Source organism: Borreliella bissettiae DN127, from assembly GCF_000222305.1.
GTDB lineage: Bacteria > Spirochaetota > Spirochaetia > Borreliales > Borreliaceae > Borreliella > Borreliella carolinensis.
In genome coordinates, this window is sequence record NC_015921.1 from 433,659 (window position 1) to 445,772 (window position 12,114).

Consider the following 12,114-nt stretch of genomic DNA (forward strand, 5'->3'; position numbering starts at 1 on the left):
TAAGGCTTAAAGTATAAAAATAAAAACCCTGGCAATAACCTACTCTCCCGCGAACTCGCAGTACCATCAGCGAAAAAGAGCTTAACTTCTGTGTTCGGAATGATAACAGGTGTTTCCTCTTTTCTTTAACCACCAGGGTTTTTACAAGGAAGACAAAAACATGGCCAAAGATACGGGTAATTAGTATTAGTCAGCTTAATATATTACTATACTTACACTTCTAACCTATCAACCTGGTATTCTTCCAGGACCCTTAAAGGATATCTCATCTTGAGGAAGGCTTCCCACTTAGATGCTTTCAGCGGTTATCCTTTCCGAACGTAGCTACCCAGCACTTACCCTTGGCAGGATAACTGGCACACTAGAGGTTCGTCCATCTCGGTCCTCTCGTACTAAAGATAGCTCCTCTCAAATATCCAACGCTTGTGGCAGATAGGGACCAAACTGTCTCACGACGTTCTGAACCCAGCTCGCGTACCGCTTTAAATGGCGAACAGCCATACCCTTAGGACCTGCTCCAGCCCTAGGATGCGATGAGCCGACATCGAGGTGCCAAACCCTTCCGTCGATGTGAACTCTTGGGAAGGATAAGCCTGTTATCCCCGGAGTACCTTTTATTCGTTAAGTGACGGCGCTTCCACTTGCCACCGCCAGATCACTAAGACCTACTTTCGTATCTGTTCGACTTGTCAGTCTTACAGTTAAGCTACCTTATGCCTTTACACTTACAAAGTGATTTCCAACCACTCTAAGGTAACCTTTGCGCACCTCCGTTACTCTTTAGGAGGCGACCGCCCCAGTCAAACTACCCACCTGGCACTCTCCTCATATTTCTATAAGTTAGAAACCTAATTAAACAAGGGTGGTATTTCAAGATTGACTCCACTACCCCTAACGAGATAGCTTCAAAGTCTCCCACCTATCCTACACATATTTAACCAAATCTCAATACCAGGCTATAGTAAAGGTTCACGGGGTCTTTCCGTCTAACCACAAGTAATCGGCATCTTCACCGATACTTCAATTTCACCGAGCTCCACGTTGAGACAGCGTCCAAATCGTTACACCATTCGTGCGGGTCGGAACTTACCCGACAAGGAATTTCGCTACCTTAGGACCGTTATAGTTACGGCCGCCGTTTACTGGGGCTTAAATTCAATGCTTCGAATAAACTAACATCTCCTCTTAACCTTCCAGCACCGGGCAGGTGTCAGTCCCTATACTTCTCTTTGCAGATTTGCAGAGACCTGTGTTTTTGGTAAACAGTCGTTTGGACCATTTTTATGCTACCTAATTGCTTAGGTCGTACTTATTCCGAAGTTACGTACGTATTTTGCAGAGTTCCTTAACGTGGATTCTCTCGCGCGCCTTAGAATTTTCATCCCACCTACCTGTGTCGGTTTGCGGTACGGTCCCTTATAGCCTAACCTTAGAAGTTATTTCTTGGCACCTTGACTACCTACATTTCATGCTACCTAAATAGCACTCATCATCACATCTTAGCTCTCTTAACGGATTTTCCTATTAAGATCATCACCTTAATGCTTAAACTAGGACAACCATCGCCTAGCAGTAGTTAACCTCATGCGTCACTCCATCGAAACTATAAGAGGTACGGGAATATTAACCCGTTTCCCATCGACTACGCTTTTCAGCTTTGCCTTAGGGGCCGACTAACCCTGGGAAGACGACCTTTACCCAGGAAACCTTAGGTTTTCGGCGAATGGGGATCTCACCCATTTTTTCGTTACTCATACCTGCATTCTCACTTCTGATACCTCCATCAAACTTTTCAGTTTAACTTCTCTGGCTTACAGAACGCTCCCCTACCATCTTAACTTTCGTTAAGATCCAAAGCTTCGGTAATGTGCTTAGCCCCGTTACATTATCGGCGCTTAAGTACTCGACCAGTGAGCTATTACGCACTCTTTAAAGGTATGGCTGCTTCTAAGCCAACCTCCTGGCTGTTTACGTACCTAAACCTCCTTTTCCACTTAACACATTTTTGAGACCTTAGCTGTTGGTCTGGGTTGTTTCCCTCTCGACTATGAACCTTATCGCCCATAGTCTCACTCCTATTCATCATTTAATAGCATTCGGAGTTTAACTGAGTTTGGTACCCTTTGACAGGCCCTAGCTCAATTAGTGCTCTACCTCTATTAAACTAAAATAAGGCTGAACTTAAATCCATTTCGGGGAGAACCAGCTATCTCCGAGTTTGTTTAGCCTTTCACTCCTATTCACAGCTCATCCCTGCCTTTTTAAACAGACTAGAGTTCGGCCCTCCACTTGGTTTTACCCAAGCTTCAGCCTGGCCATAAATAGATCACTCGGCTTCGGGTCTACCACATCTAACTAAATCGCCCTTTTAAGACTCGCTTTCGCTTCGACTCCAGCACTTCTATGCTTTAATCTTGCTAGACATGATAACTCGCAGGTTCATTATGCAAAAGGCACGCCATCACCGCAATTAATTACGGCTTTGACTGCTTGTAAGTCTACGGTTTCAGTTCTATTTCACTCCCCTCCCGGGGTTCTTTTCACCTTTCCCTCACGGTACTCTTCTCTATCGGTAGCTTTTTAGTATTTAGCCTTGGAGAGTGGTCTCCCCAGCTTCAAACAAGGTTTCTCGTGCCTCGTCCTACTCAGGAACATTTTAAAAAGATATTTACATTTAAATTACAGGACTATCACCTTCTTTGGTTAATCTTTCCAGATTATTCTTCTATATAAATATTTTGTAACTTTTTTGCTTATCACAGACTAAGCTTAAACGTCCTACAACCCCATAAATGCAACGCTCTGCAGCTTGACACATTTAAAGTTTGGGCTACTCCCTTTTCGCTCGCCACTACTAAGGGAATCTCTTTGATTTCTTTTCCTCAGGGTACTTAGATGGTTCACTTCCCCTGGTATCGCCTCTATTATTTAAATAATAGATAACTAGCATCCTACTAGCTGGATTACTCCATTCGGTAATCTTGGGATCAATAAATGTTTGCTTCTCCCCCCAAGCTTTTCGCAGCTTACCACGACCTTCTTCGCCTTAAAGCTCCTAGGCATTCACCATAGACTCTTATTACTTTGACCATATTTTTATCTTCCATCTCTATTTTGCCAATTTGTTTACGCAACATAAAATAATATATATCTTTGTTTAATCCATGTCAATATATATTTTATTTTTTATGTTATTTAAATAACACATTCAAAAAAACTAACAAACATTTAAAAAACATAAAATAAAATCAAGATTTAAAATATAAAAATAAAAACCCTGGCAATAACCTACTCTCCCGCGAACTCGCAGTACCATCAGCGAAAAAGAGCTTAACTTCTGTGTTCGGAATGATAACAGGTGTTTCCTCTTTTCTTTAACCACCAGGGTCTTTACAAGGAAGACAAAAATATGGCCAAAGATACGGGTAATTAGTATTAGTCAGCTTAATATATTACTATACTTACACTTCTAACCTATCAACCTGGTATTCTTCCAGGACCCTTAAAGGATATCTCATCTTGAGGAAGGCTTCCCACTTAGATGCTTTCAGCGGTTATCCTTTCCGAACGTAGCTACCCAGCACTTACCCTTGGCAGGATAACTGGCACACTAGAGGTTCGTCCATCTCGGTCCTCTCGTACTAAAGATAGCTCCTCTCAAATATCCAACGCTTGTGGCAGATAGGGACCAAACTGTCTCACGACGTTCTGAACCCAGCTCGCGTACCGCTTTAAATGGCGAACAGCCATACCCTTAGGACCTGCTCCAGCCCTAGGATGCGATGAGCCGACATCGAGGTGCCAAACCCTTCCGTCGATGTGAACTCTTGGGAAGGATAAGCCTGTTATCCCCGGAGTACCTTTTATTCGTTAAGTGACGGCGCTTCCACTTGCCACCGCCAGATCACTAAGACCTACTTTCGTATCTGTTCGACTTGTCAGTCTTACAGTTAAGCTACCTTATGCCTTTACACTTACAAAGTGATTTCCAACCACTCTAAGGTAACCTTTGCGCACCTCCGTTACTCTTTAGGAGGCGACCGCCCCAGTCAAACTACCCACCTGGCACTCTCCTCATATTTCTATAAGTTAGAAACCTAATTAAACAAGGGTGGTATTTCAAGATTGACTCCACTACCCCTAACGAGATAGCTTCAAAGTCTCCCACCTATCCTACACATATTTAATCAAATCTCAATACCAGGCTATAGTAAAGGTTCACGGGGTCTTTCCGTCTAACCACAAGTAATCGGCATCTTCACCGATACTTCAATTTCACCGAGCTCCACGTTGAGACAGCGTCCAAATCGTTACACCATTCGTGCGGGTCGGAACTTACCCGACAAGGAATTTCGCTACCTTAGGACCGTTATAGTTACGGCCGCCGTTTACTGGGGCTTAAATTCAATGCTTCGAATAAACTAACATCTCCTCTTAACCTTCCAGCACCGGGCAGGTGTCAGTCCCTATACTTCTCTTTGCAGATTTGCAGAGACCTGTGTTTTTGGTAAACAGTCGTTTGGACCATTTTTATGCTACCTAATTGCTTAGGTCGTACTTATTCCGAAGTTACGTACGTATTTTGCAGAGTTCCTTAACGTGGATTCTCTCGCGCGCCTTAGAATTTTCATCCCACCTACCTGTGTCGGTTTGCGGTACGGTCCCTTATAGCCTAACCTTAGAAGTTATTTCTTGGCACCTTGACTACCTACATTTCATGCTACCTAAATAGCACTCATCATCACATCTTAGCTCTCTTAACGGATTTTCCTATTAAGATCATCACCTTAATGCTTAAACTAGGACAACCATCGCCTAGCAGTAGTTAACCTCATGCGTCACTCCATCGAAACTATAAGAGGTACGGGAATATTAACCCGTTTCCCATCGACTACGCTTTTCAGCTTTGCCTTAGGGGCCGACTAACCCTGGGAAGACGACCTTTACCCAGGAAACCTTAGGTTTTCGGCGAATGGGGATCTCACCCATTTTTTCGTTACTCATACCTGCATTCTCACTTCTGATACCTCCATCAAACTTTCCAGTTTAACTTCTCTGGCTTACAGAACGCTCCCCTACCACCCTAACTTTCGTTAAGATCCAAAGCTTCGGTAATGTGCTTAGCCCCGTTACATTATCGGCGCTTAAGTACTCGACCAGTGAGCTATTACGCACTCTTTAAAGGTATGGCTGCTTCTAAGCCAACCTCCTGGCTGTTTACGTACCTAAACCTCCTTTTCCACTTAACACATTTTTGAGACCTTAGCTGTTGGTCTGGGTTGTTTCCCTCTCGACTATGAACCTTATCGCCCATAGTCTCACTCCTATTCATCATTTAATAGCATTCGGAGTTTAACTGAGTTTGGTACCCTTTGACAGGCCCTAGCTCAATTAGTGCTCTACCTCTATTAAACTAAAATAAGGCTGAACTTAAATCCATTTCGGGGAGAACCAGCTATCTCCGAGTTTGTTTAGCCTTTCACTCCTATTCACAGCTCATCCCTGCCTTTTTAAACAGACTAGAGTTCGGCCCTCCACTTGGTTTTACCCAAGCTTCAGCCTGGCCATAAATAGATCACTCGGCTTCGGGTCTACCACATCTAACTAAATCGCCCTTTTAAGACTCGCTTTCGCTTCGACTCCAGCACTTCTATGCTTTAATCTTGCTAGACATGATAACTCGCAGGTTCATTATGCAAAAGGCACGCCATCACCGCAATTAATTGCGGCTTTGACTGCTTGTAAGTCTACGGTTTCAGTTCTATTTCACTCCCCTCCCGGGGTTCTTTTCACCTTTCCCTCACGGTACTCTTCTCTATCGGTAGCTTTTTAGTATTTAGCCTTGGAGAGTGGTCTCCCCAGCTTCAAACAAGGTTTCTCGTGCCTCGTCCTACTCAGGAACATTTTAAAAAGATATTTACATTTAAATTACAGGACTATCACCTTCTTTGGTTAATCTTTCCAGATTATTCTTCTATATAAATATTTTGTAACTTTTTTGCTTATCACAGACTAAGCTTAAACGTCCTACAACCCCATAAATGCAACGCTCTGCAGCTTGACACATTTAAAGTTTGGGCTACTCCCTTTTCGCTCGCCACTACTAAGGGAATCTCTTTGATTTCTTTTCCTCAGGGTACTTAGATGGTTCACTTCCCCTGGTATCGCCTCTATTATTTAAATAATAGATAACTAGCATCTTGCTAGCTGGATTACTCCATTCGGTAATCTTGGGATCAATAAATGTTTGCTTCTCCCCCAAGCTTTTCGCAGCTTACCACGACCTTCTTCGCCTTAAAGCTCCTAGGCATTCACCATAGACTCTTATTACTTTGACCATATTTTTATCTTCCATCTCTATTTTGCCAATTTGTTTATACAACATAAAATAATATATATCTTTGTTTAATCCATGTCAATACTTATTCTAATATTTTAATAAATAAATTTACAAAAATACATTATAAATAAAAAATTTATATTTTAAATAGAAAATTCTGCTAAAAATAACACAAATACATTAAACACTCGAATACAAATTAATACTTAATATTAAGCTCAAAAAAATCAATTAAAAACTTAGCAACACCATCCTCATCATTACTAAATTTTGTCATTTCGTTATTTGCTAAATTAATTTTAAGAAATTCATTGGCATTTTTCATTAAAACCCCTTTGCCAAGATTTTTGAGCATCTCATAATCATTATTATTATCTCCAAAAGCTAAAACATCATACAATGGAATACTTTCAAGAAAAGCAATATTTTCAATAGCATTATACTTATTAGCATTAATATTGGTAACCTCTAATAAATCTTTAGAAGAAAAAAACACCCTTATGTCCTTGAAATCCTTACCCCTAATCTCATTGTCAAGTTTATTAAGAATTGCCAAATCATCACAATAATAAACAATCTTAGAAACAGAGTCAACGTTTAGTTTAGCCAGATCTCCAATAGTAACATTTAAGCCCAAATCCCTAATAAAATGTTTCATAATAGGACTTTTAACATATGCATTAGAATACCAAGTATCAAAAGTATAAAGATTAACATCAACATTGTCTTTATGTATCTTGAGAATTTCTTTTGCTAAGCCATAACTCATTGCATGTCTAAAAATTAAATTTTCTTGCAAAAACACTTCAGCCCCATTCGCCGTTACAAGATAATTTTCATTAACACTAATTTTTTTTAATTGATTCCTAATATTTTTAACTTCACTTAATCTTCTACCGGTTGCAATAATTATTTTAAAATCTTTTTCCAAAGCCAAAAGAACTTCAAGGGTTAAAAAAGTAATCTCATGATTGTTGTTCAATAAAGTGCCATCAAGGTCAAAAACCAGCATTTTATATCTTTTATAATTAGAATTCATATATAAATCTCTCTTGTAAAGTATACTATCACAAATAATTTATTCTCAATAAATTACTTTTAAAGAATAAAATAATCAAATTTAATAATATTAAATTTTTAAAATTTTTTAAAAATACATTTAAATGAAAATCAACGCCTTGAAACAAATTTGTTATCTTCGATATAAAATCTCCAAGGCTTGTTTATATCACTCTCTTTTGCATAATCAATATTGATTCTTTTTGAACAAACTATATTAAAATCTAGATTCATGCCCCTTTGTAAAAAAAGCTCATTATTCCCAATAAGATCAACTTTATTGAAAGTTAAATCAATGTTTAAAAATTTTGTAAGTTTTCCAGGACCATTGGTAAGAATACTTTTCTCCCCCAATAATGGAGAAATGGGCTCTACGCTTCTGATTAAAACAGCTTGGGGATTATTTTTATCTGCAGTCACAATGTTAAACATGTAATGCATGCCATATATTATATACACATAAGAATATCCCCCAATGCTATACATAGCACTTGTGCGATTTGTTATCTTGCCACCATAAGAATGACAGGCACTATCTGTTATCCCCATATAAGCTTCTGTTTCAACAATTCTGGTAACCACTTCCTCTTTGTTGATCTTTCTGATCAACAAATTACCAAGCAATAACTTTGCAACGATAGCAGCATCTTGCAAAAAAAAACATCGATCCATAAACCCAATTTTAAAACAAGATAATAATAAAAAAAATTATTGCCAAAACATACCTGCAAAACATACAAGCATATTGCCCATAATAAAAATAAAAACTAAAATAATTTAATCATCCAATAAATACATAGTTCAATAAGTTTTTTAGATTTTTAATCCAAAAAACTTAAAGAGCTAAACTGATTCAACTTAAATCATCTTATATGAAAATGCTAATCTAAAATATAAAATAGAGGACATTGATAAATATGTAAAAAATTATAAACTATACACAATATCTCTTATGTCTTTTAAAGGTATAAGAGATATTGACAAAGTCATAAGATTTAAATAAAATTTGTAAAAGAATTGTATGTTTAAGGGATCATAGCTCAGGTGGTTAGAGCGCAGGTCTGATAAACCTGAGGTCGGATGTTCAACTCATCCTGGTCCCAATGTATTTCATTGTTTTAAGTGCGGCAATATTACTTTAAGCTATAGTTAGTAATGTAAAAACCCTAAAATCTAAAATTGTACTTACTATTAAACAAATCTTAATTAAATATTAAGCTGAATACTACCAAACACTTGTTAAAGATTTATTTTTTCTAAATTTTAAACTAAAAATTTACCTCAACTTCAAAAACTTTTTCATAAAAATAAAAGCAAAAAGAATAATCAATAAAATTAGCCTTAATTTATCTTTCTATTTAAAAGAGGCTAATCCAAGCCATACTGGAAAGTACGAGCTTCTTGTTACGACCTCATTTCTCTCCCCAAACGGACCTTAAATACCTTCTCCCTTACGGGTTAGGATAATACTTCGGAGAACCATCCCCATACTCGGACGATGTAACGGGCAAGCGGTGTACAAGTGCCTGAGAACGTACTCATCGTATCATCCCAATATACGATTACTAGCGATTACAACTTCATGAAGTCGAGTTTCAAAATGCAGTCCATGCTGAAACCCGCTTTAAGCTTTTGCTTCAAATCACCGTTTCTCTTCGATTTGTACAGGACATTGTAAACATGTGCGTAGGACATAAGAGCAATAACTTAAACACAAGCCTTACCCTCCGCTTTATAGCCAAAATCTTATACAAATCCCTATCATTACATAGTGGTAACGATAACAAGAGTTGTGGCTAGCTACAAGACTTGCCCCCCAAACATCACGCCAAACGCCCCACATTAATTTCCAATTAAAAGTTAGTAATGAATGTGGGGTGTTTATAAAATAAACTGCTTAAAAATGCAATCTTATTTAATCCTTATGATTGAGCGTCACAACGCAAGTTTTTATAAGGGGTTTGCTTTTGCTCCTAGGCATTCTCCTTAGTATTAAAAGATTCCAACTTTAACCTAGAAATTCTAACTTATTCTATTTCATCTTCAAATAATTACTTTAACAAAGTTCTTGAAAACATGCTTAATCACAATCCAGGGCACATGCCAAATGGAGGTTAAGGGACTCGAACCCTTGACCCTCGGCTTGCAAAGCCGATGCTCTAGCCAACTGAGCTAAACCCCCAAAATGATCTAAACTTAATAGAGCACTTTAATATCATTAATAAAAAGTTTAATACATAAATTAATATTAAACTTAAAAAATAACACTGGTTTTAAAAACCCTTTTATCAAAAGAAAAGAGTAGGGAAGAGTTAATGGAATTAGCCTTAGTTTATCTTTCTCTTAGAAAGGAGGTGATCCAGCCGCACTTTCCAGTACGGCTACCTTGTTACGACTTCACCCCCCTCACTAAACATACCTTAAATACCTTCCTCCCTTACGGGTTAGAATAATAGCTTCGGGTATCCTCAACTCGGGTGGTGTGACGGGCGGTGTGTACAAGGCCCGAGAACGTATTCACCGTATCATTCTGATATACGATTACTAGCGATTCCAACTTCATGAAGTCGAGTTTCAGACTTCAATCCGGACTGAGACCTGCTTTATGCGTTTTGCTTCACATCACTGTTTCGCCTCGCTTTGTACAGGCCATTGTAGCACGTGTGTAGCCCAGGACATAAGGGCCATGATGATTTGACGTCATCCTCACCTTCCTCCGACTTATCACCGGCAGTCTTATCTGAGTCCCCACCATTACATGCTGGTAACAGATAACAAGGGTTGCGCTCGTTGCGGGACTTAACCCAACACCTCACAGCACGAGCTGACGACAACCATGCAGCACCTGTATATAGACCCCAAACGGGGAATAATTATCTCTAACTATATCCTATATATGTCAAGCCCTGGTAAGGTTCCTCGCGTATCATCGAATTAAACCACATGCTCCACCGCTTGTGCGGGCCCCCGTCAATTCCTTTGAGTTTCACTCTTGCGAGCATACTCCCCAGGCGGCACACTTAACACGTTAGCTTCGGTACTAACTTTTAGTTAACACCAAGTGTGCATCGTTTACAGCGTAGACTACCAGGGTATCTAATCCTGTTTGCTCCCTACGCTTTCGTGACTCAGCGTCAGTCTTGACCCAGAAGTTCGCCTTCGCCTCCGGTATTCTTTCTGATATCAACAGATTCCACCCTTACACCAGAAATTCTAACTTCCTCTATCAGACTCTAGACATATAGTTTCCAACATAGGTCCACAGTTGAGCTGTGGTATTTTATGCATAGACTTATATATCCGCCTACTCACCCTTTACGCCCAATAATCCCGAACAACGCTCGCCCCTTACGTATTACCGCGGCTGCTGGCACGTAATTAGCCGGGGCTTATTCATAAATTAACGTCATCACTTTGTCATTTCCTACAAAGCTTATTCCTCATTTATAAAAGAATTTTACAATCTTTCGACCTTCTTCATTCACGCAGTGTCGCTCCGTCAGGCTTTCGCCCATTGCGGAAGATTCTTAGCTGCTGCCTCCCGTAGGAGTCTGGACCGTATCTCAGTTCCAGTGTGACCGTTCACCCTCTCAGGCCGGTTACTTATCATCGCCTTGGTAGGCATTTACCCTACCAACTAGCTAATAAGACGCAGACTCATCTACAAGCGAAGCTTTAAAGGCTTCCTTTCATCAATTAACAAATTAATTGACTTTATTCGGTATTAGCTACTATTTCTAATAGTTATCCCCATCTCATAGGTAGATCATCCACGCGTTACTCACCCGTTCGCCACTGAATGTATTGCTACATCCCGTTTGACTTGCATGCTTAAGACGCACTGCCAGCGTTAGTTCTAAGCCAGGATCAAACTCTTCGTTATTCTTATTTTTTTATTTAAAAAAATTAACAGGTTTTGTTTATTCTTTTGGCTTTTAACCTTACTTAACTCTTCCCTTCTCTCATCTTCCAATAATCATTTCAACCTTTAATACTTTAACAAAAGAAGAAATATATTGTCAATACCTTTTCATTATTTTATTAATATAAAATATAAAAAAATAAATTTTATTAATAAACCGTGCTAAAAGCATTAACAACCACATTTTTCATTAACAGGCAAAGTTGTAAAAATTTTTTTTAATTTATTTCCCAATTTAGCTTTTAAATAATCAAAAAAGGTTCTGAAATTTTCATTATCTCCTTTAAACTTAATCCACAATTCTTTAAAAGTCAAAATTCCTTCCCTAAGATCTTTATAATTAGAAAAAGCAGCAGCACAGTCGCTATACATTAAATTATAAAAATCAGAATCTTTTTTATCTTTAAAAAAATCTATACTTGGTATTTTTTTAGCAAAGGCAAAACCTCTCTCATAGGCCGTACCCGCATCAACATAATTCACCAAAGCCAAAACAATATCGCTACTAACTAGCTCTTTTAAATCTATTTCTCTTATCTTCTCTCTTATATCTCTATTTGCAAAGTTATCATCAACCTTCTCAAGCAATCCCATCTTTTTAACAGCATGATGCTCTGGAGAAAACACATCTAAATTAAACTCTTCAAGAAATTTCAAAACCTCATCCCTTAGTTTAATTTCCTCTTCGGTAAAAAATGGAGAAGCTAAATAAATCTTCATAAAAACCCCTATCAAAATTCAAGTATAGCATAATAAATTAATCAGATAAAATCAACAATAAATAAATTCTTGA

The 12,114-nt window shown here is 38.6% G+C and carries 3 protein-coding genes, 2 tRNA genes and 5 rRNA genes; 1 reads left to right on the forward strand and 9 read right to left on the reverse strand.

Translation table 11 applies throughout. The features are described from left to right. Positions 1-26 precede the first annotated feature (26 nt). The 6 genes from rrf (BBIDN127_RS02060) to BBIDN127_RS02085 form a co-directional block, all read right to left on the reverse strand. Positions 27-137, reverse strand: a 5S ribosomal RNA gene (gene rrf, locus BBIDN127_RS02060). Between the two features lie 23 nt (positions 138-160). Then, positions 161-3,090: ribosomal RNA gene (locus tag BBIDN127_RS02065) — 23S ribosomal RNA — on the reverse strand. Between the two features lie 185 nt (positions 3,091-3,275). After that, a 5S ribosomal RNA gene (gene rrf, locus BBIDN127_RS02070) occupies positions 3,276-3,386 on the reverse strand. Between the two features lie 23 nt (positions 3,387-3,409). Next, positions 3,410-6,338 (reverse strand): 23S ribosomal RNA (locus tag BBIDN127_RS02075). 201 nt (positions 6,339-6,539) lie between these two features. Further along, positions 6,540-7,379, reverse strand: coding sequence for a Cof-type HAD-IIB family hydrolase (locus BBIDN127_RS02080; RefSeq protein WP_044054955.1), 840 nt, complete (start codon positions 7,377-7,379; stop codon positions 6,540-6,542). A gap of 131 nt (positions 7,380-7,510) precedes the next feature. Further along, positions 7,511-8,071 (reverse strand): DNA-3-methyladenine glycosylase, encoded by a 561-nt coding sequence (locus BBIDN127_RS02085; protein ID WP_044054956.1) that lies wholly within the window; start codon positions 8,069-8,071, stop codon positions 7,511-7,513. Between the two features lie 357 nt (positions 8,072-8,428). Between BBIDN127_RS02085 and BBIDN127_RS02090 the strand changes: the two genes are divergently transcribed. Then, positions 8,429-8,502, forward strand: a tRNA-Ile gene (locus BBIDN127_RS02090). 1,005 nt (positions 8,503-9,507) lie between these two features. On the opposite strand, the gene BBIDN127_RS02095 is transcribed toward BBIDN127_RS02090, so the two are convergent. The 3 genes from BBIDN127_RS02095 to BBIDN127_RS02105 all read right to left on the reverse strand — a co-directional run bounded on the left by BBIDN127_RS02095 (position 9,508) and on the right by BBIDN127_RS02105 (position 12,041). Further along, a tRNA-Ala gene (locus BBIDN127_RS02095) sits at positions 9,508-9,581 on the reverse strand. A 165-nt stretch (positions 9,582-9,746) separates the two neighbouring features. Next, positions 9,747-11,282 (reverse strand): 16S ribosomal RNA (locus BBIDN127_RS02100). Positions 11,283-11,492: 210 nt separating this feature from the next. Continuing rightward, positions 11,493-12,041, reverse strand: a complete 549-nt coding sequence (locus BBIDN127_RS02105) for a 2'-deoxyribosyltransferase (protein WP_014023659.1) — start codon at positions 12,039-12,041, stop codon at positions 11,493-11,495. Positions 12,042-12,114: the final 73 nt, after the last annotated feature.

Bases quoted from the DNA above. Each gene is read 5' to 3' on its own strand.
- BBIDN127_RS02080 (WP_044054955.1), bottom strand. From the start codon at position 7,379: ATGAATTCTAATTATAAAAGATATAAAATGCTGGTTTTTGACCTTGAT.
- BBIDN127_RS02085 (WP_044054956.1), bottom strand. From the start codon at position 8,071: ATGGATCGATGTTTTTTTTTGCAAGATGCTGCTATCGTTGCAAAGTTA.
- BBIDN127_RS02105 (WP_014023659.1), bottom strand. From the start codon at position 12,041: ATGAAGATTTATTTAGCTTCTCCATTTTTTACCGAAGAGGAAATTAAA.